Origin of the sequence: Paenibacillus sp. FSL R7-269 (assembly GCF_000517865.1) — a bacterium.
GTDB lineage: Bacteria > Bacillota > Bacilli > Paenibacillales > Paenibacillaceae > Paenibacillus_AQ.
Genome location: NZ_ASPS01000004.1, coordinates 91,958 through 114,115 on the forward strand (window position 1 = coordinate 91,958; position 22,158 = coordinate 114,115).

Consider the following 22,158-nt stretch of genomic DNA (forward strand, 5'->3'; position numbering starts at 1 on the left):
GCCTTACTACCTCTATTGCATAATGCGGTTAACGGTATAGACATCCTTGACCCGCTTCACTTTGTCGACCACAGACTGCAGGTGATCGGTATTGCGGATCAGAATCGTCATATGGATCATCGCCATTTTGTTCTTGTCGGAGCGCCCGGTGACCGCTGAAATATTGGTTTTGCTCTCCGATACTGCCTGCAGCACTTCATTCAGCAGCCCGTTGCGGTCGTGGCCGGTAATCTCAATATCAACGCTGTAATTAGCCTCCATACTGCCTTCCCACTCTACTTCGATCACGCGGGCTGCTTCCTCCCCGTCCATCTCGTTCGGAATGTTCGGACAATCCTCACGGTGTACCGATACGCCCCGTCCACGGGTCACGTATCCGATAATATCGTCGCCCGGCACAGGATTACAACATCGCGCGAAGCGCACAAGCAGATTATCAATCCCCTTGACACGTACCCCGTTGGTCGGCTGGTTGCGCTTCTCTCCGCTGGATTTGATCGCCTTCATCTCGGAGGTAAGCTCCAGATGGCCTGCGGCCTCCTCCTGGTCCTTACGCAGCTTCTCGGTCAGCTTGGAAGCGATCTGAGCGGCGGTAATCCCGCCAAAGCCGACCGCCGACAGCATATCCTCCACATCATTGAAGGCGAACTTCTTCGCAGCCTCCGACAATTTGTCCTCTGTCAGCCAGTCAGAGACCTCCACGTTCAGACGCTTCAGCTCACGTTCAATGGCCTCCCGGCCCTTCTCCACGTTCTCTTCGCGCTTCTCCTTCTTGAACCACTGCTTGATCTTGCTCCGCGCATGCGAGGACTGTGCAATCTTCAGCCAATCGCGGCTCGGACCGTATGAATTCTTCGAGGTCAGAATCTCCACGATATCTCCGGTCTTCAGCTTATGGTCAAGCGGAACAATACGCCCGTTCACCTTGGAGCCGATCGTCCGGTTCCCCACCTCGGTATGAATGCGGAACGCGAAATCCAGCGGCACCGAGCCGGCAGGCAGCTCTACTACCTCACCCTTAGGCGTGAATACGAAGACCAGATCGGAGAAAAAGTCCATTTTGAGCGATTCCACGAACTCTTCGGCATCCTTGGCTTCATGCTGCAGCTCCAGAATCTCGCGGAAGAACGGCATCCGGTTCTCCGGATTGACGTTGTTGCTGCTGCCTTCCTTATACGCCCAGTGGGCAGCGATCCCGAATTCGGCCGTGCGGTGCATCTCCCAGGTGCGGATCTGGACCTCCGTCGGCTCTCCTCCCGGACCAACTACGGTTGTATGCAAAGACTGATACATGTTCGCCTTGGGCATAGCAATATAGTCCTTGAAACGGCCAGGCATCGGCTTCCAAAGCGTATGAATAATACCCAAAGTGGCATAACAATCCTTAATATTGTCGACGATAATGCGGATAGCCAGCAGATCATAGATTTCGTTGAACTGCTTGTTCTTCGTGTTCATCTTGTTATAGACACTGTAGATATGCTTCGGGCGTCCCGAGAGATCGCCTTCGATGCCCATTTCATCCAGCTTGGCACGGATGCGGCCGATGACACTGTCAATGAACTGCTCGCGTTCTGCCCGTTTCTTGTGTACAAGATTCGCAATCCGGTAATACTGCTGCGGATTCAGGTAACGGAGCGCAATATCCTCCATCTCCCACTTGATCGCAGAGATCCCCAGCCGGTCCGCAATGGGACAAAAGATCTCCAGCGTCTCATAAGAAATCCGGCGCTGACTCTCTTCGGACTGGTATTTGAGCGTACGCATATTATGCAGACGGTCCGCCAGCTTAATCACGATCACACGGATATCCTGGGCCATAGCGATGAACATCTTGCGGTAGTTCTCGTTCTGCTGCTCCTCCTTGGAGCGGAAGCGGATGCGTTCCAGCTTGGTCAGGCCGTCCACCAGCATTGCGCAGGTATCGCCAAATTTCGTGCGGATCTGCTCCAGGGACACCGTCGTATCTTCCACAACATCATGCAGCAGCGCAGCAATAATGGATATGACATCCATTTGCATATTTACGACAATATCTGCGACCGCTAGCGGATGCAGAATGTATGGCTCCCCCGACTTCCGGACCTGCCCGTGATGAGCCTGATCAGCGAATTCATAAGCTTCACGGATGCGGAGAAGATCTTTTTCTTTTATATAGGCGCCAGCCTTTTCGGTTAATTGCTCTATGCCCATTCTCGTCGTATCCGTTTCCCTTCTATAATAAAATGAACCTGCAAGCATGCAGAATTTGCAGGTTCCATACGTTCCCGGCTGCATTACGCTCAGGTTAAAGTTGTCTATAATTATGACGCTTACGAGGGATTCCGTCAACACTTGCCATAGCGTGGTATTCTTGTCAGGGAAAGGGTCAAGAAAAGACAATTTTGTGGCACGGGTAAAAATGTTGTTGTAAAAAACCGCTGTTCTATTTAATCTAGTAAAGGCGGTTTTTTATAAAGATAAGAATTGTCAAATCAAATTAGATCAGAAAGAGAAGTGAACTCCATTGCAACGCGAAATTCAAATTAACGAAAGACTCCCTTGGGGCCCGGGCTTCCTCCTGAGTCTTCAGCATCTGTTCGCCATGTTCGGCAGCACCGTGCTTGTTCCCAACCTGTTCGGGGTAGATCCCGGCATGATCCTGCTGATGAACGGTATCGGCACCTTGCTATACATTCTGATCTGCCGCGGCAAAATCCCCGCCTATTTGGGTTCAAGCTTTGCCTTCATCTCTCCGGTACTGCTTGTGCTGAAAGAGCATGCCGGCGATCATGAGCGCGGATATTCGCTTGCACTGGGCGCTTTTATCGTGACTGGTGTTATATTCATTCTTGTGGCCTTAATTGTACGTTATGCTGGTACCGGCTGGATTGATATTGTATTCCCTCCTGCAGTCATGGGAGCGATAGTTGCCACGATCGGACTGGAGCTTGTGCCTGTAGCCGCACGGATGGCCGGACTGATTGCTCCTGATGGTGTGGCCACCGCCGACTGGACGCCTGACGGCAAAGCGATTTCCCTGTCGCTCGTCACGCTTGGTGTTACCGTGCTCGGCTCCGTGCTGTTCCGCGGCTTCCCCAAAATCATTCATATCCTCATCGGTATTGTTACCGGTTATGTACTCGCTTATATCTTGGGTGAGGTGAATACCGGTGCCATCTCTCAAGCAAGCTTCCTCTCGCATCCCACGATCATCACCCCATCCTTCAATTGGCAGGTCATTCTGACTATTATTCCTGTATCACTTGTGGTCATTGTAGAGCATATCGGCCATTTGCTGGTTACCAGCAATATTGTCGGCAAGGACCTCACCAAGGACCCGGGACTGGACCGCTCATTGATGGGTAACGGGATATCAACTGTTCTCTCCGGGTTCCTGGGATCTACGCCTAATACCACTTATGGTGAGAATATCGGCGTAATGGCTCTGACCAAGGTGTACTCGGTATATGTTATCGCGGGAGCTGCTGTAATCGCCATTGTGTTGTCGTTCTCCGGAACGTTCTCCTCGGTTATTGCCAACATTCCGCTGCCGGTCATGGGCGGTGTATCCCTGCTGCTGTTCGGGGTTATTGCGGCGTCAGGCCTGCGTATCTTCGTGGAACAGAAAGTCGATTTCTCCAAAGCCACCAACATGATTCTTGCTACGCTCGTCCTGGTTGTCGGCATCAGCGGCATCTCGCTGAAGCTCGGCGGTGTAGAGCTGAAAGGGATGGCACTGGCGACTATCGTCGGTATGGTCCTTGCCCTGCTCTTCAAGCTGATCGAGGTACTGGGCCTGTCCAATGAACAGGAAGCTGACAAATCGGCACATTAAGTACCTCTCAACTGTTATTGTCCACCCAATTCAACCTATAACAAGTGGAAACGGCCTTGCCGTCCTTTTAATGGACGATACCGTTTCAGCGAGAAATAGAAGGATAATTTATCGTGTGCAACATATAAATGCTTATATTTCAAAAAAAGCGGACTGCTGTCTTCATTCGACAGCAGTCCGCTTTATATTTCCCGGGAAAAGTTGCCGGGTACAAGGATTAATCCTCGTAAGTCAACAAGGTAACAACTTCAATATCCGTCAGCTTGTCCCGTCCGGACAGGGCTGTCAATTCGATCAGGAATGCAGCGCCGACCACCTGGCCGCCAAGCTGCTCTACCAGGTTAACAGAAGTAGCAATTGTACCGCCTGTAGCCAGCAGATCATCCGCAATCAGCACCTTCTGGCCGGGCTTGATCGCATCGGTATGCACAGCGAGGGTATCCTTGCCGTATTCCAGATCATAGCCTACTTCGATTGTCTCATAAGGGAGCTTGCCGCTTTTGCGGATAGGCACGAAGCCTACCCCGAGCGCGTAAGCCAGTGGTGCGCCTACTACAAAGCCGCGCGCCTCCGGTCCGGCAATGACGTCGATCTCCAGGTGGGCCACCAGAGCCTTAAGCTCATCGATGGCTGCACGGTACGCAGCGCCGTCCTTGAGCAGTGTAGTAATATCTTTGAAGCTGATTCCCGCCTGGGGGAAATCCGGAATTACGCGAATATTGTCTTTGAAATCCAACATCATCATCTCCTAAAAGTAAGCGGGAATCACCCCGCTGAAGTTACTTGAACCAATGACCGTGACAGCATAAACTCCTGCAATTCACTGCGGCTGCCTTCCATGAAATACTGCTCCATCTCCGCCGTCTTGCCCAGTCTGACGAAATGCTCTGATGAGCTCAGACTCTTGGCGGCAGGCTGCGGGACAAAGGTGATTGTGCCGCCGCTGCGCTCAATGAAGTCAAGCTCATCGAACACATCCAGCATTCTGCTCACCATACGCACACCAAGCGCCGACTGGCGGCTAAGCCGCAGCAGCACTTCATGCTCAGGAGTTGGAGATGCAGCGATTGCGGCGATCCATTTATATAACGATTTGAAATGATCACGGGTCGGCACCTGCAGCCGGTCACGCCCGTCACGGATCGAATGCAGCAGGGCAATGTTCTCCGCCCGGGGAAAAGCAGTGAACAGCGCTTCCAGCTGTTCCGGGGACTCGGGCATATCCAGCACACAGAGCAGCGACAGTCCCTCTTCATCATGCGCGCCTTCCGGCTCATGTACAGCAGAGATCCCGGCAGACTCATCGTATACCCAGAGGGACATGCCCTTAAGATCACGCAGCGGCGTCGTCCGGCTGTTCTGGAAGACCGCAGCACTCCGGCCCGGATTGCTGCCGCTATAGGTGCGGAGCAGCTCCTGAATATGCGCTGCCTGCTTGACAGCATCAGCTGCGCCGCGCAGATCGAACAGCTGCGCCTTCGGCACCGCCAGATCCTGCAGCATCAGCTGGGGCTTGCGCGAGCCGTTCCATTCATTGACGGACAGCTCTGCCAATACATCCACGACTGTTCCGTCCGGAAGCAGCTCTGCCAGCGGACCCTTGCCGAAGGCTACAGCTTCAATCGTCAGCTTGTCCTGCTGGAGCACAAGCTTCAGGTGCTTGCCCTCCTGGCCCATCTTCCGGGTCTCCTTCACAACCGCTTCGCGCAGAATGAATCTCGGCAGCGGATTGGCCATGCCAAACGGGGCAAGCCGCTCCAGCTCCAGCGCAGCCTGGAGGGTCAGATCGGCAATGGAGACCTCGCCGTCCGCAGCTGTAACAGCTACGAAGTCCTCCGGTTTCAGAATAGACGCAGCATAGCTGTTCAGCGCCGCATCGAAGGCTTCCAGCTTATCCTGCGGCAGACTCATCCCCGCCGCAGCCGGATGTCCTCCGAAGTGGTCCATCAGTCCGGCGCATGAGGATAAGGCTGCATAGATATCCAGGCCCGGAATAGAGCGGGCAGAGCCCTTGCACATCCCGGTCTCCGGATGAATGTCCAGAATAATGACCGGACGGTAATACCGCTCCAGCAGCTTGGAGGCCACAATGCCGACTACGCCGACATTCCAGCCCTGGTCCGCCAGCACAATAATATCCGGCAGTCCGCTCCGGCTGATTCTCTCCTCCAGCTTGGCGGTGGCTTCAGTGACAATTCGCTCCACAACCAGCTGGCGTTCCTTGTTCAGCAGATCCAGCTCACCGGCAAATTGCTCAGCTTCTGCCGAATCTTCCGTGGTCAGCAGTGTAACCGCCCGGCCAGCATGATCCAGTCTTCCGCTGGCATTAATACGCGGAGCCATCCCGAAGGCGATATTCACCGCACTGACGGTGTTCATCGCAATACCGCTCACCGAGAGCAGCGCTCGGATGCCCGGGAAGGATGAATTCCGCATGCTGCTGAGGCCTCTGCGCACCAGACTGCGGTTCTCGCCCAGCAGCGGCATCAGGTCAGCTACGGTGCCGATGGCGGCAATCTCACACCATTCCTCCGGCACTTCGCTGCCCAGGAGCGCTTCAGCCAGTTTGTAAGCCACCCCCACTCCGGCCAGACCCTTGAACGGATACGGGCAGTCCGGCAGCTTCGGGTTAATCAGGGCATACGCCTCCGGCAGCAGCTCCGGCGGCTCATGATGGTCCGTGACAATAACATCAATGCCCAGCTCCGAGGCATAGGCAATCTGATGATAGGCACTGATACCAGTATCAACCGTAATGACGAGAGATACACCCTGCTGGACCGCCCAGTCCAGCGCATGATTATGCAGTCCATAGCCTTCATTGGACCGATGGGGAATATAAATGTCAAAGGAGGCGCCGAGATGACGCAGCAGGTAGATCATCAGCGCTGTGCTGGATACCCCGTCTGCGTCATAATCACCGTACACCAGAATATGCTCTTCCTCCTGCAGTGCCTTCTGTATCCGTGGCACCGCTTCAGCCATTCCTTTGAGCAGGAATGGATCATGTCTATCTTCCGCTCCTGAATCCATGAATACGCGCGCCTTGTCAGCGGTATCCATACCTCTTTGCACCAGCAGTGAAGAAAGGAGCGGAGAAATAGAAAGGCTCCGGGCCAGTTCCTGAATACGCTCGGAATCGGCTGCCGGAGATTGCCAGCTTGTTTTTGAATGAAGCAATACAGCTCACCTTTCTCTCACCTTGCAGACTACTGAAGCAGCGTGGGAATATCGTTGTCCACGAGCTCGTGATTGCTTTTATAAGGATAACCCGGATCATACGGCACAACATCCATATGAACCTCACCAACATGAACGAACCGGTGCTGAAGCAGCTTCCTTGCACATTCCGAAATATCCTGTGCTTCCATCACGCTGATCCGCGGATTCACACTAATCTTTACATGCAGATTCACATAGTCGCCTTCCTCCAGCGCCCGGAGCTGCTCCACCCGGATGACTCCGTGTACCCGCTGAACCGTCTCGATGAAGCTGGCTGCTTCCTCGGAAGGAAGCTCCTGAATCTTCTTGCTGTACACAGAGGAAGCAATTAATGAATAGCCTTTGCGGAGAATCAGACATCCGGTCAGCAGAGCTGCAATGGGGTCCATGTAGAGCAGAGGATGCCAGTTCAAGTATCCTCCAGTTATGGCCAGGGCAATTCCGATAAATACAGTTATAGACGTATAGAGGCTGAACCGGTGGCTATCGGCATAAGCTGCATGACTGCCGTCACCCTTTTTTTTGAAATAACGGTACTGGTATTGAAATACCGCCTCTTTGAACACAATGCACAGCAGGACAGCAACAAGCGCTGACTCCTCCGGTGCCGACAGATGTCCCCTTGTCAAATCACGGATAGCCGAGAAAGCAACCTGCAGCCCGCCCATAATAATCAGCACAGAGAAAAGAATAGCCGCCATGGGCTCCTTGCTTCCTTGTACAGTGCGGCCACGTTCGGCTGCGCCTGCAGTCTTGTGACTCTGCTTCAGGTTCCACGGAATCACCCCCGCCAGTCTGGCAGCGGCATCTGCTCCCGAATAAATTGCATCCCCCAACAATGCTTTGCTGCCTGACAGATAACCGATACTTCCCTTGGCTACAGCAAGCAGAACATCACTAAGGATTCCGGTCCAGGCAACAGTTTGTTTCCGGGGTAATGGTTTGTCATTCATAACGAGGCCCTCCTTACCACTAGCAGGTAAACTCATGATGATGAAATCAAGCAAGACGCCCTAACCCGAAGATTCCGAAAAGCCGCGTCGCTACAGACGCGGCTTACAGAACAAGCGGGTGTTAGACTTTGGCCGGGGTCTTAGCCGGCTTCTGGCGCTTCTTCAGGAGCAGCCAGAGCGGACTTGCGATGAAGATCGATGAATAGGCTCCGAAGAGCAGACCGATAACCATGGCCAGCGAGAACATGCGGATCGACTCGCCGCCCATAATCAGCAGGAAGAACGCGGCGATAAATACGGTGAAGGCTGTATAAAGAGAACGCATGAGTGTCTGCATTACACTTTTGTTAACCAGGTGCTTCAGGTCCTCATACGACTTCTGTTTACCGAAGCGCAGATTCTCGCGTATCCGGTCAAAGATAACGATCGTATCGTTAATCGAGTAACCGATAATGGTCAGCACCGCGACAATGAAGGTAATGTCAACCTCCAGACGGAAGATCGAGAAGATCGCCACTACCATGAATGCGTCATGGAGCAGCGCCACAATGGAAGCCAACGCGAAACGCCATTCAAACCGGATACTAACATAAATGATAATCCCGATACTGGCAAGCAGCACAGAATAAATCGCATTCCGGGCCAGCTCCTTGGCCATTTCGGTATCTACGGTGTTGATCTCAAAAGACGCCTTCTCATCAATCTTGTTGATTGACTTCTTGAGGGTCTCGCTCTGTGTATCACTCAGCTCTTGATCATAACGGATGTTGACCCGCTTGTCGCCGATGGTAATCGTCGGCTCATGCCCAATGCCTGCATCCTTTAGAGCCGGCTGAAGCTCAGCCAGCGTGACACTCTTCGAGAGCGACACGTCCACATTGGAACCAGCCTTGAAGTCAACGCTGTAATTCAGGCCGAAGGTCGCCAGAAAGATCAGACCAGCTACAGTAATGGCGATCGAGAAGATATAGAAAAATTTACTTAAATGTACGAAGTCAAGCTCTTTCTTAAAGCGCACTGATGTCACTCTCCTTTACCCCAAATTGCTTCGGCTTCTTGAGTGCGCCGGCTTTAACCAGCACAGTCAGCATCCAGTGGGCAAAATAAAGGTTTGTTACGATACTTAGTACAATTTCCACGATCAGAATCAGTGCGAAGCCTTTGACCGCACCAGTACCGAAGGCGAACATGACAGCCGCTACGATAATAGTGGTTACATTCGCATCCATAACTGTACGGAAGGAGGTCTTGTTCCCTGCTTTGACGGAAGACATAATGCCCTTCCCGCTGCGCATCTCTTCCCTGATCCGTTCATTGGTAATGATATTGGCATCGACGGCCATCCCTATACCGAGAATGAACGCGGCGATCCCGGGAAGGGTCAGCGTAAAGTCCGCCAGGACAAATACCAGAATCAGCAGCCAGGTGTGCAGGATCAGCGCGAAGCTGGCCAGTACGCCCGGAAGACGGTACATAAGCAGCATGAAGATCAAAATAATTACAGAACCGACAATACCGGCTCTGACAGTCTCATCCAGGGATTGCTTACCCAGTGTAGCCCCTACGCTCTGGGAATATTTCTCTGTCAGCTTCAGCGGTAACGCACCGAGGTTGATCGTATCGGCAATCTCACGGGCTTCATCCAGTGTATATCCCCCGGAGATCGAAGCCTTACCATCGGTCAGCACAGCTCGTACCGTCGGAGGCGCAGATAACAGGTTCTCATCCAGATAGATAGCAAGTTCCTTACCCAGCAGACGCTCGGTAATCTCTGCGAATTTCTTCTTGTCTTTGATCGAGATGCTGATTTCGGGACGGTTCAGACTGTCGCGTTGAACCTCTGCCGCACCTTCCACGAAGTCACTGCCTACAAGCTCAATCTTACTGAATACTCCGGGAGCATCCCCTTCCTTGGCACTGCGGAAGGTGAGAACTGCGGGTTCTTTCATTTTCTTGCGGACCTCTGCTTCGTCGGTAACACCTGCGATCTTCAGACGGATGCGGTCTGTACCTTCGGTGGTCACCTCAGGCTCGCTGGTTCCGAGTGCATTCGCCCGCTTCTCCAGGCTCTCTGCAGTCTTCTGCAGCGAAGCGCGGGTCAGAGTTCCTCCCGTATCCATTGGCTCGGCGTGGTACAGAATTTCGAATCCGCCCTTAAGGTCAAGACCCAGACGGACTCTGTCCAGCAGCCCGGGAGTAGTAAATACCATGACGCCGGTTAGAACGACCACGGTAATGATAAAGCTCATCATTCTCTTCATGCTCTAGCTAGTTCCCCTTTCATTACTTCAATATTCCTATTATAGCTACGTGCGAAATGACCGTCAATTCATAAGGAATGACGGTGTCTTGATTCACACAAAGAAACGGCAGGTTCTGCTGCACAGCGAGGATACCTCCGTTTGATAGGACAAGTCTGAACACTCTGTACTTACTTTACTGCTTCGCGTACCCGTTTGCAAAAGAAAATCGTTCCTTTTGACAAATCCCCCCGTTAATTCAATCCCCGGTAGGCCGCCAAGGTCAGATAAGTCATATAACTGCCTGACTTGAGCGAATAGATGTCATTGACCAGCCTGTGCAGGGGAGGTCTTCCCTCCTTGGCATAATTGCGGCTGATACAATCCCAAATATCCTTACCGGTCACATATTCATAGCCGAGGAGCCGGAATTCCTCCGCTTTGCTGATGCACATGGCTTCGATATCTTCACTAAGCTCGTCATATCTCCATTGTTCCGATTCCACGTGCAGGCACCTCCAAAGATTCCTCAATTACGTATGCTCAGTGCTACGTATTCGACCCTGCGCTCATACTTTCCTGCTTTCAGTCAAAAAACTTGTCTATGGAATGCTTGTCATGGAGTAGGCCTGTACTGGCATATCCTTATACAAGCCTGGCTTGATTATGGCGGTAATTCACCTGCAGTTTCATCTCATATGTAGGAAGAAGGAGTGCCCTGTGAGGAAACAGACCTTTATACAAGGAACGATCATCCTGCTGCTCGCCGGTATCATTAACCGGATGCTTGGCTTCATTCCCCGGATTGCCCTGCCCCGGATCATCGGTGCTGAGGGGGTGGGTCTGTATCAGCTCGGATACCCGTTTTTCATTGTGCTTATTACGGTAATTACGGGAGGAATTCCGCTGGCCATTGCCAAGCTGGTGGCGGAAGCCGAAGGGGAGAACCGCCCGGAGCAGTCGCGCAAAATCCTGCAAACCGGCCTTGCCCTCAGCCTGTCGCTGGGCATTGTGTTCACCTTCGTTGCCCTGTTCAGCGCCTCCTGGGTATCCAGCGTTCTTCTGACGGACCAGCGTGTCTATTATACGTTCGTCAGCATGACCCCCATGATCGCCATCGTCGCCGTCTCATCCATCTACCGGGGATACTTTCAAGGCAGGCAGAACATGATTCCCTCGGCCTTCTCCTCCGTGCTGGAATCGGTCATCCGGATCTTCTTCATGCTGTGGTTCTCCTGGATGCTGCTGCCGAAGGGCATCGCCTTTGCGGCTGCGGGTGCCATGCTTGGCGTGACTGTGGGGGAGATCGCCGGAATGCTGGCCCTGCTGGGGCAATATTATTTTAACGACAAAAAAGACAGGTCTGAACCCCCGCCTTCCGTGGATGTAACTAATCAAGATACACAGGGCAGTGCCGGACACGAGCCCGATCATACAACTACACCTGTCTTTAAGCGTCTAATCGGCATTTCAATACCGGTAACGGCCGGTCGACTGATCGGCTCATTCTCTTACCTTCTGGAATCCATCATTACCGTGCGCAGCCTCGCGCTTGCCGGAATCGCGGCTGCGGCCGCAACCGCACAATACGGTTCCTTGCAGGGAATGGTGATTCCGCTGCTGCTGCTGCCGGGCGTACTCAGCTCCTCGCTGGCCGTATCCCTCGTTCCTTCCTTATCCGAGGCGGCCGCCCGCAACGATCTGCCCACGATTCATAAAAGAATGCACCAAGCCCTGCGGCTCGCCATGGTGACCGGTGCCCCATTTGCTGCGGTTATGTATATTCTTGCCGTACCTCTCTGCACATTAATGTACGGCAATGCCGCGGATACTGCCCCTATGCTTAGGATGATGGCCCCATTCGCTGTGTTTCTATATGTCCAGGCCCCACTGCAGGCGGCCCTCCAGGCCATGGACCGTCCGGGCAAGGCGCTGATTAATACGCTGATAGGAGCTATTGTCAAAATCCTGCTGATCCTCCTGCTGGCCTCCCGGCCCGAATACGGCATTCTGGGCGCCATCATCGCCATTATGGTTAACAGCTTACTTGTCACGCTTCTGCACGGCTACAGTGTAGTCAGGCTGACCACAATGTCCCTCCGCTGGTCGGACCCGCTGAAAATCCTGGCCGCTACGGTCATCATGGCCGCCGGGATGTCGTATGTCTATACGTCTGTTCCAATCTCACAGTCGCAGTGGATACAATTTCTGGCCGCTGCTATTTGTGGCATGGCCATCTATCTAAGCATCTGCCTGTTATCCGGGCTGATCTCCAGGCGTGACCTGGAACGGGTGCCCTTTTTCAGACGCTGGCGCAGTTAGGTCTGCTTCCCCTTATCGGGACTGATCGGGGCAATGTAGAGCTCTCCTTTATGATCCACGGAGCACAGGAACACATCCCGGAAATCAGCGACACCCTTCTGCCGGATCTGGGTTCTAAGCCAGAACCGGTTCTTGCCGATCATCTCGAGATTGCCGTCTTGCACCTTACCGTCCATAATCAGCGGAATCGGCAGTCCTTCATAACGGATCTTATGCTTCGGGAGCTTCACGGAAGCAGAGTCACCGCCGGATGATTCAGCATCGCCGGAGTCCTTCTGGCTACCGCCGTTCTTCTCCTTCCGCTCTGCGCCGGAGCTGCTGTTGCCCGACTGATTGGATGAGGTGACTTTGGCATTCTTCTCAATCACCGTTAACTGCCCGCTTGTCTCCAGGATAGCGAACTCTACATCTGCCGGACTGACAATATTCTGCCCGCGGAGCTGCACCAGCAGATCATCAATATTATACCGCTGCCTGCGCATCTCGCCCCGGTGAATCTTCCCGTCCGAAATCAGGATGCTGGGTCTGCCATCCACCAATAAGCGCAGCTTCCGGCTCTTCAGACTGAGCTGTGCGACGATAACCTGAATCAGCACCAGGGTCGCCATAGGCACAACACCATCATAGATGGGGCGCTCGATATCCTCAATCACAAAGACACCGATCTCGGCAATCATGATGGAAATGGTCAGGTCAAATACAGACAGCTTGCCGATTTCACGTTTGCCCATGATGCGCATGCTCAGGAAAATGAAGATATACATCAGCACGGTCAGAAAGACATGGGTCGTAATATGCTGGAACATATTCTCTTCGCTCCCCTTCCGCTACTCCCCCATATAGGGGGATTAATGTACCCCTATTCTGACCTGACCGTAAGGGGAACATTCGGAAAGCTGCTGCTTAATTACTGGTAAAAGTCATACCGCCTATTCTTGTACTATTGGGGCAAGCCTCCCCATACAATAATTAGTATCCGGTTAACAAACTTTTAGGGGGTTTTACCATGTCTCTGATCAGGCGTCTATTCTCATGGAAAATATCTAGTCCGGTATTATCGGGTTTAATCCGCTCGTTCCTGTGGATGATGCTGGGTGCGTTCATCCTCTCCCTCCTGCTCTGGGGCAGCGGACTGCAGGAACAGGACCTCACTATGTACACCTACATTGTGCACGGCGTCGCTGCCGCATTCGGAGGCTTGACCGCAGGCAGCAGGGCCGTCCGCAGAGGCTGGTACCAAGGAGCACTCACAGGCATGTTATACGGACTGGCTGTGCTGCTGATCGGATTTCTGGCGCTTGACAGTTCGCCGGGGGGAATGGACTTCCTGTGGGTTCTGGCGGCCGCAGGCATTAGCGCACTCGGAGGAGTGTTTGGGGTTAATTTACAGAAATCCTAATTAATATAATTTTCGAAATTTGAAACCTTCCCTTGAAAATATGGTACACTACCTATGTCTGACTTCATATGAGCGATTATCAAGGAGGCTTCGAATGCTTTGCTGTATCAGTCCATGAATCTTGTAGTTGTGTACACCGTTGCCATTGTTGTGATCTTAATCTGGATCGGCGCACGGCGCAATCCGCTGATGGCCTTAGTTGAAATCGGAAGAGAGCTGCTGAGGTCCTATAAATTCACACTCATTATTATAGGGATGTTCAGTATTCTTGCCCTGAATAAATATGAGCTGCAGATCGAAGAAAAGATGCGGCTGACCGCAGATTACACAGGTTTTATCTTCGGGCTGGAGGGGCATTTCGTCAGGATGGTTCAAGAGCTGTTCTACGCTCCCTGGCTGACACCGGTGATTGTCTTCTTCTATATCTTCATGCTGCAAGCCGTGCTGGCGGCCTCACTGGGGATCTATCTGCTGGACAAAAACCGTGTGATCCTCTATGCGACCTGCTACACCATTATTTTAACCTATGCTATCGCTATTCCGTTCTACCTGTACTTTCCGGTTAACGAGGTATGGTCCTATGCGCCTGCCGGGGTACGGTTCATCATGCTCGACGTTTTCCCGAAGTTTGAACAGGAATACCGGCCGCTATCCGGCCTCAATAACTGCTTCCCGAGCCTGCATACCGCCATCTCCGTTTCCATGGCTCTGCTCGCTTACCGTTCCGGCAACCGCCGCTGGATGGTGATTAGTACAATCTCAGCCGTTATTATCGTTTTTGGAATCTTCTATCTCGGCATTCACTGGCTGACCGACATGATTGGCGGCACCTTGCTGGCTGTGCTGTCCACGGCTATTGCCGTACCGCTTGCCAAGCTTACACTGCGCAGCGGGGAACAGGGTTTGAGAGTGCGGGGCCGGGTCACCAACACAAGGTAGTGCAATCATTTCCGCATATGAGGAGCATACAAGTGGAAACGGCTTTGCCGTCCTTTTAAAGGACGGTACCGTTTCAGCGAGAAATAGAAGGATAATTTATAGCGTAAAACATAAAAATACTTATATTTTAAAAAAATCGGCGTTTCTCCTAGGAGAAACGCCGATTTTTATGTAATTTGGTAGAGACCCTTACATCTTGTCTTCTACTTCCACAACCGAGTGACTGATCGAACCACGGTCAAACGTCAATCGGGTCACATCATTAACCCGCAGAATAACGATGTCATCCGAAATCTCCATGATCGTTCCGTGCAGACCGCCGATGGTAACTACCTTATCGCCCTTTTTCAGCGATTTGAGCATTCCGTTACGTGCCTTGGTCTTCTTCTGCTGCGGACGAATCAGCAGGAAGTAGAACACGACAAACATCAGTACAAAAGGACCTACAAGACCCAGAATACTGCCTCCGCCGCCTGAACCTGCTGCCATATAAAACTGTGACATATCATTTCCCCCCTTTCAAGAATAAACATGAACACTCCGTACTCTCTAGAAGCCTTTTAGATTATCATATAATCCGTATTGTGCAAAAAACTCATCGCGAAAATCAAGCAGCCGATCTTCCATGATGGCTTCACGCACTTTACGCATCAATTCCAGCAGGAAGTGTAAGTTATGGTACGTTGTCAGCCGCAAGCCGAAGGTTTCGTCGGCCTTAATCAGATGACGCAGATAAGCGCGGGAATAATTCCGGCAGGTGTAGCAGGTACACTCCGGATCAAGCGGCCCAAAATCACGGGCATACTGCGCGTTGCGCACGACGAGTCTTCCCTGACTGGTCATCGTTGTTCCATTACGGGCAATACGGGTAGGCAGAACACAGTCGAACATGTCTATTCCGCGGATTGACCCTTCCAGCAGCGCATCCGGTGAACCTACGCCCATCAAATAGCGTGGTTTCCCTTGTGGCAGCAGCGGAACCGTGTAATCCAGCACTTCATACATAAGCTGCTTGGACTCTCCGACGCTGAGTCCCCCAATAGCATACCCCGGGAAATCCATGGAAGTCAAATCAGCCGCGCTCTGGCGGCGGAGATCCTCATGCATGCCCCCCTGTACGATGGCGAACAGTCCCTGGTCATTCGGACGGGCATGGCTTTTGAGGCAACGCTCGGCCCAGCGGGTGGTGCGTTCGAGCGATTTTTTCACATACTCATATTCTGCCGGGTAAGGCGGGCATTCATCGAAGGCCATCATAATATCTGAACCGAGCGCATTCTGAATCTCCATAGCTACTTCGGGAGACAGAAACTTCTTATCCCCGTTCAGATGGGAGCGGAAATGAACCCCTTCTTCCGTGATCTTACGCATGTCGCTCAGGGAGAATACCTGGAAGCCGCCGCTGTCGGTCAAGATCGGGCGGTCCCAGTTCATGAACTTATGCAGGCCGCCCGCTTCGCCGATAATCTCATGACCCGGACGAAGGAACAGATGGTACGTGTTGCTCAGAATGATCTGTGCTTCCATCTGCTTAAGCTCTTCAGGACTCATCGTCTTGACAGTAGCCTGGGTGCCTACCGGCATGAAGGTCGGTGTCTCAATAATTCCGTGCGGGGTGTGGACTCTTCCGAGCCGTGCCCCGGATTGTTTACAGGTCTTAATGTGTTCGTAAGTAATTGCTGCCATTGGTTTAACCCTTCCTCTTGCTTAATAAATGAACATTGCATCGCCAAAGCTAAAGAACCGGTACTGCTGCTTAATCGCTTCTTCATACGCAGCGAGAATCAGTTCCCGTCCAGCCAAAGCGCTTACCAGCATAACCAAGGTTGACTTGGGCAGATGGAAATTGGTGATCAGTGCATTGACGACAGTGAATTCATAACCCGGATAGATAAAAATATCCGTCCAGCCGCTGCATGCCTCAATCGGCCCGCCCTGGCATTGTCTGCCTACGGTCTCCAGAGTCCGGCAGGAGGTTGTGCCTACAGCTATTATTCTTCCGCCTCTTGCTCTGGCTTCATTGAGTGCATCCGCCGCTGCCTGAGACAGCTCGAAATATTCAGCATGCATGACATGCTCTTCCACGGTCTCGACAGACATCGGACGGAAGGTTCCGAGACCGACATGAAGTGTGACATAGACGATATTCACACCGATAGCTGCAATCTGCTCCAGCAGCTCTGTGGTGAAATGCAGTCCGGCTGTCGGCGCTGCCGCCGATCCTTCATGCCGGGCATACACGGTCTGATACCGCTCACGGTCATCCAGGGTTTCCTTGATATAAGGAGGGAGCGGCATGGAGCCGAGCCTGTCCAGAATCTCCTGAAAAATCCCCTCATAGATGAAGCGGAGTGTCCGCCCGCCCATATCCGCCTCATCTTCAATCACGGCACGAAGCTCTTCGCTGAAGACGATGACCGCTCCAGTCTTCAGCTTCTTGCCGGGCTTCACCAGCGCCTCCCAGCGGTCCCCTTCCATATTCTTAAGCAGCAAGACCTCCGCCTTGGCTCCGGTATCTTCCTTGACTCCGAACAGTCTGGCGGGAATAACCCGTGTATCATTAAGTACAAGCGTATCGCCCGGGCGGAACTGCCCCAGTATATCCGTGAAATGACCGTGGTCCAGTTGGCCGTTCTCCTTGTCTACCAGCAGCAGTCTGGATGAACTGCGGTCGGCAAGCGGAGTCTGGGCAATCAGCTCCTCCGGCAGATTGAAATCATAAAGTTCAACATTCATAATAGGATCTTCATTCCTTAATTCTTAATTATAGTAACGTTATTGAAATAGTGTTGCAATATTTGCTTATAATCATACCCTTTGTCGGCCATTCCCTTCACGCCCCATTGGGACATGCCGAGTCCGTGCCCGTAACCCCAGCCGATGAAATAGAAGCCCGGACTGCCGGTCACGACTCTGGAGGTCTGATCCGCGCCCATCACAACCGTTCCGCTGCCGCTGGACGTTACTTGGCCCGAGGCAGACAGCACTCCGGCAGAGCTTGCGCTGCCGATAGCAGCTGTAGAGCCGTCAGCGCCTAATACAGTATAACTTCCGGCAGGTACAATATCAAACAAGGTGCTGGGCAATCCGCCGAAGGAGGAACGGAACAGATCCGGGTACTTCACCTGCAGGATCTGGCCGTTCGCCTTGACCTCTACCGCTCTCCCCGATGGCCCGCGCCGGGTAACCTCCAGAGTGGTTATGGAAGAGGGCAAAGTACCGCTGGTCTTGCCGGTCAGGCTCTTCAGCAGCTCAGCTGAAGAATACGGACCCTTGATCCAGCTGTAGCTGCCGGATTCATAGACCTGATTAAGCACTACGGCGTTCTGGCCCGGATTCAGCTTGCCTGCTGGAGCAGCACTGCTGTCAACAACAGGCAGCGGCCGGATATTCACATCCTTGGTTGTGGCTGTGGCAATGGGGAGCCCTGCGGCTGTCTTATCGCCTGTTAATTTGATGTTATCTTCCCGGGCATAGCCGGAGACGCCGCTGTCCAGCAGTACATAATACCACTTCTTGGCCGAACCCACCGCAGCTACATCCTCTGCGCTGGGCACACTGGCATAGTTGCCGCCACTGTTCCATACTTCTGAAGGGTCAGCCGTAACGCCGCCGCTGTTCGAGGAGAAAACTGCCTCTACGACCTTGCCGCCGCTCTGCAGCACTTCCCCTGCCGTTGCATCGACCGCCTTGATGATTGTGGGTGCTTCTGCACCGATTCCGTTATAGACCTGGCTGAGCGTTGTATCCACCACATTGGCAACATCGAAGCGGTTCCCTTGGGACAGCGCGTAACTGCGTGCCGCTACAGCCTGGGCCTTCAGCGCTTCTTCCGGCCAGCCGGAGGATACCTCTCCTCCCACTACGGCATACAGATATTGCTCCAGCGGAACCACGTTAATGACAGACAATGAACCATTCAGATTGCCAAGCTCCATATCGCCGCGGTAGATCCGCTTGGACCTTTCCGTAAGCATGATTCCCTTCTCATTGCCGGACAAGATGAACTTCGTGTCACTTCCGGATAACAGATAATGAAAGGCCTGGATTTCGCTGTTGAAATCGAGCCCTGCGTCCATGCGGATCATTACTCCGGGTGCACCCGGAGCCACAGGCGTCAGAGCAAGCTGAGGAAGCAGCGCAGCTGCCGAAGCAGAGACCGCCGCAAGCTCGCTGTCACTTGACGCCTCGCCTGCCCATACCTCGGTACGCGCACTGCCGCCATCACCGGATATGAATACCGGCCAAGCATCTAAGCCGGCAGTGGTCAGGCTGCTGACTACCGCCTGGGCTTCCTCGAGTGTAGCGTAGGAGCCCGCAGTCAGATGCTTGGTTCCGGCCACCGCAGGGGTCTGCCCCTCAGGAATCGCCAGACCGGCTTTGAGGACGGCGTTCAGCCCGTTATTGGCTGCACTCTCACTGGCATAGCCTCCGGTATATAGCTGATATACCTTGGCGCCGCCTCTCGCAATCATGAAGATCTGCGGCTTATTGGAAGAAGACTGAAGCTTCTTCGCCGCATCCGCAGCGGTCTGCCAGCTTGGCGTCTCCAGCACCTTCACCCGGAACCCGTCCAGACTGACACGGACCTTGTTCTGGGCCGGAACCGACAATAACGGGCTGCCGCCGGCTGCCGGAAGCAGGCTGAAGCTCTGCTCAGACTGCAGGGTTACCAGCGGTACGGTAGATTTATATTTGCTGCCAATGTCGGCATACAGTGCAACCCGGATGGGCCCGCCGGAATCGGCGCGGGCGTGATCTGCCGGAATGAGCAGACTGCCTGCTGCAAGCAATGCAGCCATTGCCCCCCGGCCCAGCAGCCCGATTCCTGTTGTTGTCCACTTCGCAAGTTTCATTGTAGGCCTCCTATAAAGTATTAGTGATAAATCAACTTTAGTTTGTACCTAGATCATACGCAAGATGTTGCGGTATAGGCAGGATTCTCAGCAATCAGTTAGGCTGCGGTGGAAGCGGAAGGCCGAGATGATGATATGCCGCAGGCGTAACAATGCGACCGCGCGGCGTGCGCTGCAAGAAACCTATCTGCAGCAGATAGGGCTCGTATACATCCTCAATGGTCTGGCTCTCTTCGCCTATCGTAGCGGCGATGGTATCCAGCCCAACAGGCCCGCCCCGGAAGGAGCTGATCATGGATTGCAGCATCTTATGGTCGATACTGTCCAGTCCCCGGGGGTCCACCTGGAGCATCTTCAGCGATTCGGCAGCAATCTCCGGGGTGATGATTCCGTCGCCCCGGACCTGGGCGTAATCGCGTACCCGCTTCAGTAGACGGTTGGCAATCCGCGGCGTCCCCCGGGCCCGCAGGGCAATCTCTTCCGCTGCATCGCCCAGAATCTCAATGCCCAGCAGTTCGGCGTTGCGGGCCACAATGAAGCTCAGTTCATCGATGGTGTAATACTCTAGCCGGCTGACCACTCCGAAGCGGTCACGCAGCGGAGCAGACAGCAGTCCTGCGCGTGTCGTTGCCCCAATTAGCGTGAAGGGCGGCAGGTCCAGCCGGACCGACCGTGCGCTCGGCCCCTTGCCAATCATAATATCCAGCGCGAAATCCTCCATCGCCGGATACATGACCTCCTCCACCGTCCGGTGCAGACGGTGAATCTCGTCAATGAACAGCACATCGCCTTCCTGAAGGTTCGTCAGCAGCGCCGCCAGATCGCCGGGCCGTTCAATTGCCGGGCCGGAGGTGGTCCGCAGATTGACTCCAAGTTCGTTGGCAATAATATTGGCCAGCGTCGTTTTGCCGAGACCCGGAGGCCCGTACAGCAGCACATGATCCAGCGCTTCACTGCGCATCTTGGCCGCTTCTATATATATTTTCAGGTTCTCTTTCACCTGGTTCTGGCCGATATATTCACCCAGATAACGGGGGCGCAGACTTAATTCCACCGCCTGCTCGTCCATCATCAGATTAGCCGATATAATCCGGTCATCCATTCTTTCTCACTCCGTTCTTCTGGGACCTATTTGGCGATATACAGCAGCCCCAGCGCCTTCTTCATCAGCACATCCACCGGTCCGGTATCCGTGCCTTCCTGCTTCATCTTCAAGTGCACCCGGTCCAGCTCGGCATCGGTGTAACCAAGCGCCTTCAGGGCATCTCTGGCTTCTTCCCACGGGAGCGCCTCCGCCTTGTTCTGCGCTTCAGCCGCTACTGCGAACAATCCCGTCTGTAAGGCTGCCCCGCCGAAGCCGTCCAGCTTGTCCTTCAGGTCCAGAATCATCCGTTGCGCCGTCTTCTTGCCGATTCCCGGCAGCTTCGTCAGGAAGGTGATATTCTCCTGATAGATAGCCGCGATCAGCTGATCCGGCGTTCCGCCAGTCAGAATGCCCAGCGCGACACGCGGGCCGATGCCCGATACCTCAATAAGCTTGCGGAACAGCCGCTGCTCCTCGCGCGACGGGAATCCGAACAGAAGCGTAGCATCCTCGCGGGTCTGATAATGAATGAACACAGTCACCGGACCCTCAGTCTTGGCAAAAGCATACGGGTTCGGGCAGAATACCCGGTACCCCACGCCCTGAACATCCAGCACAACATATTCCGGCTCCAGATGCGCAACCGGCCCTCTAAGAAAATCTATCATTTTCGCAATACCTCATTTAATTTGGAATTAAGACTCACGGAATGGGCATGGCATACCGCCACCGCCAGCGCATCCGCCACATCATCGGGCTTCGGTACAGCCGTCAGCTTCAAGAGCAGCTTGACCATCTCCTGCACCTGCTTCTTCTCCGCCTTGCCGTAACCGACTACAGCCTGCTTCACCATCATTGGGGTGTATTCTGCCACCGGAAGCCCGCGCTGTACGGCTGCCAGAATCAGCACCCCGCGTGCCTGCGCCACCGGTAAGGCCGTGGTCACATTGCGGCTGAAGAACAGCTTCTCTACCGCTACCGCATCCGGCTTATATTTATCAATCAGCTGCACCATGCCTTCATAGACATGCAGCAGACGCTCTTCTTCCGGGGTATGTGCCTCGGTCTGGATACAGCCGTATTGGACCGGTGTTAATTTGTTGCCAACCTTATCTACGAAGCCAAAGCCGACAATCGCCAGCCCCGGATCAATCCCCAAAATGCGCAAGATCCTTCTCTCTCCTCTATGCCCGGGCGGATACTTTCGGATAGACGCCAAGGCAGAATAACCCTGCGGATGCAGGCCCTCTGCATCCATCCCTCCGGCCCTAAAGCGAACATATGTATTCCTTCCACCCATTATAGCAAAAAAAATTCCCCGGGAGA

Annotated in this window: 19 protein-coding genes; 4 read left to right on the forward strand and 15 right to left on the reverse strand. The window is 53.5% G+C overall.

The window, feature by feature from the left end:
• Nucleotides 1-12: 12 nt before the first annotated feature.
• On the reverse strand, nt 13-2,193 hold the full coding sequence (locus tag C162_RS01580) for a RelA/SpoT family protein (RefSeq protein ID WP_036690535.1): 2,181 nt from the start codon (nt 2,191-2,193) through the stop codon (nt 13-15).
• Between the two features lie 313 nt (nt 2,194-2,506).
• Here C162_RS01580 and uraA point away from each other — a divergent pair, with 313 nt between their 5' ends.
• Nucleotides 2,507-3,817, forward strand: a complete 1,311-nt coding sequence (uraA, locus tag C162_RS01585; RefSeq protein WP_036690536.1) for a uracil permease — start codon at nt 2,507-2,509, stop codon at nt 3,815-3,817.
• A 217-nt stretch (nt 3,818-4,034) separates the two neighbouring features.
• Here the strand turns inward: uraA and C162_RS01590 are convergent, their stop codons facing one another.
• The 6 genes from C162_RS01590 to C162_RS01615 all read right to left on the reverse strand — a co-directional run bounded on the left by C162_RS01590 (nt 4,035) and on the right by C162_RS01615 (nt 10,738).
• Nucleotides 4,035-4,553, reverse strand: a complete 519-nt coding sequence (locus C162_RS01590; protein WP_036690610.1) for an adenine phosphoribosyltransferase — start codon at nt 4,551-4,553, stop codon at nt 4,035-4,037.
• A 29-nt stretch (nt 4,554-4,582) separates the two neighbouring features.
• Nucleotides 4,583-6,997 carry a single-stranded-DNA-specific exonuclease RecJ gene (gene recJ, locus C162_RS01595; protein ID WP_036690537.1) on the reverse strand — a complete coding sequence of 805 codons (2,415 nt, stop codon included), beginning with the start codon at nt 6,995-6,997 and terminating at the stop codon, nt 4,583-4,585.
• A gap of 29 nt (nt 6,998-7,026) precedes the next feature.
• The gene (locus tag C162_RS01600) at nt 7,027-7,992 is read right to left on the reverse strand and encodes a cation diffusion facilitator family transporter (protein ID WP_036690538.1); all 966 of its coding nucleotides are present in this window, start codon (nt 7,990-7,992) and stop codon (nt 7,027-7,029) included.
• Nucleotides 7,993-8,113: 121 nt separating this feature from the next.
• Entirely contained in the window at nt 8,114-9,010 is an 897-nt protein-coding gene (secF, locus tag C162_RS35140; RefSeq protein WP_036690539.1) for a protein translocase subunit SecF, read from the reverse strand.
• Nucleotides 9,000-10,253 (reverse strand): protein translocase subunit SecD, encoded by a 1,254-nt coding sequence (gene secD / locus C162_RS35145; RefSeq protein ID WP_036690541.1) that lies wholly within the window; start codon nt 10,251-10,253, stop codon nt 9,000-9,002. The genes secF and secD overlap by 11 nt, the downstream gene beginning before the upstream one ends.
• A gap of 233 nt (nt 10,254-10,486) precedes the next feature.
• Nucleotides 10,487-10,738 carry a post-transcriptional regulator gene (locus C162_RS01615; protein WP_036690543.1) on the reverse strand — a complete coding sequence of 84 codons (252 nt, stop codon included), beginning with the start codon at nt 10,736-10,738 and terminating at the stop codon, nt 10,487-10,489.
• A gap of 214 nt (nt 10,739-10,952) precedes the next feature.
• Between C162_RS01615 and spoVB the strand changes: the two genes are divergently transcribed.
• Complete coding sequence (spoVB, locus tag C162_RS01620) at nt 10,953-12,554, forward strand: stage V sporulation protein B (protein WP_036690544.1); 1,602 nt, start codon at nt 10,953-10,955, stop codon at nt 12,552-12,554.
• Here the strand turns inward: spoVB and C162_RS01625 are convergent.
• Entirely contained in the window at nt 12,551-13,360 is an 810-nt protein-coding gene (locus C162_RS01625) for a DUF421 domain-containing protein (protein WP_036690546.1), read from the reverse strand. The two genes, spoVB and C162_RS01625, sit on opposite strands and share 4 nt — an antisense overlap.
• Before the next feature lie 200 nt (nt 13,361-13,560).
• Here C162_RS01625 and C162_RS01630 point away from each other — a divergent pair, with 200 nt between their 5' ends.
• The gene (locus C162_RS01630; RefSeq protein WP_036690548.1) at nt 13,561-13,953 is read left to right on the forward strand and encodes a TIGR04086 family membrane protein; all 393 of its coding nucleotides are present in this window, start codon (nt 13,561-13,563) and stop codon (nt 13,951-13,953) included.
• 99 nt (nt 13,954-14,052) lie between these two features.
• Nucleotides 14,053-14,892, forward strand: coding sequence for a phosphatase PAP2 family protein (locus tag C162_RS01635; RefSeq protein ID WP_235218327.1), 840 nt, complete (start codon nt 14,053-14,055; stop codon nt 14,890-14,892).
• Between the two features lie 189 nt (nt 14,893-15,081).
• Here C162_RS01635 and yajC read toward each other — a convergent pair whose 3' ends face one another.
• From yajC to ruvC, 7 genes are all read right to left on the reverse strand, one after another.
• The gene (gene yajC / locus C162_RS01640; RefSeq protein WP_036690550.1) at nt 15,082-15,396 is read right to left on the reverse strand and encodes a preprotein translocase subunit YajC; all 315 of its coding nucleotides are present in this window, start codon (nt 15,394-15,396) and stop codon (nt 15,082-15,084) included.
• Between the two features lie 45 nt (nt 15,397-15,441).
• Nucleotides 15,442-16,578, reverse strand: a complete 1,137-nt coding sequence (gene tgt, locus C162_RS01645; RefSeq protein ID WP_036690552.1) for a tRNA guanosine(34) transglycosylase Tgt — start codon at nt 16,576-16,578, stop codon at nt 15,442-15,444.
• Between the two features lie 21 nt (nt 16,579-16,599).
• Nucleotides 16,600-17,628, reverse strand: coding sequence for a tRNA preQ1(34) S-adenosylmethionine ribosyltransferase-isomerase QueA (gene queA, locus C162_RS01650; RefSeq protein WP_036690554.1), 1,029 nt, complete (start codon nt 17,626-17,628; stop codon nt 16,600-16,602).
• A gap of 17 nt (nt 17,629-17,645) precedes the next feature.
• Complete coding sequence (locus C162_RS01655) at nt 17,646-19,748, reverse strand: SpoIID/LytB domain-containing protein (RefSeq protein ID WP_051493135.1); 2,103 nt, start codon at nt 19,746-19,748, stop codon at nt 17,646-17,648.
• A gap of 94 nt (nt 19,749-19,842) precedes the next feature.
• Nucleotides 19,843-20,850, reverse strand: coding sequence for a Holliday junction branch migration DNA helicase RuvB (ruvB, locus tag C162_RS01660; RefSeq protein ID WP_036690556.1), 1,008 nt, complete (start codon nt 20,848-20,850; stop codon nt 19,843-19,845).
• A gap of 26 nt (nt 20,851-20,876) precedes the next feature.
• A complete protein-coding gene (gene ruvA / locus C162_RS01665) occupies nt 20,877-21,500 on the reverse strand; it encodes a Holliday junction branch migration protein RuvA (protein WP_036690557.1) in 624 nt (207 codons plus the stop codon).
• Nucleotides 21,497-22,000 carry a crossover junction endodeoxyribonuclease RuvC gene (gene ruvC / locus C162_RS01670; RefSeq protein WP_036690559.1) on the reverse strand — a complete coding sequence of 168 codons (504 nt, stop codon included), beginning with the start codon at nt 21,998-22,000 and terminating at the stop codon, nt 21,497-21,499. Before ruvC ends, ruvA begins: the two co-directional genes overlap by 4 nt.
• Nucleotides 22,001-22,158: the final 158 nt, after the last annotated feature.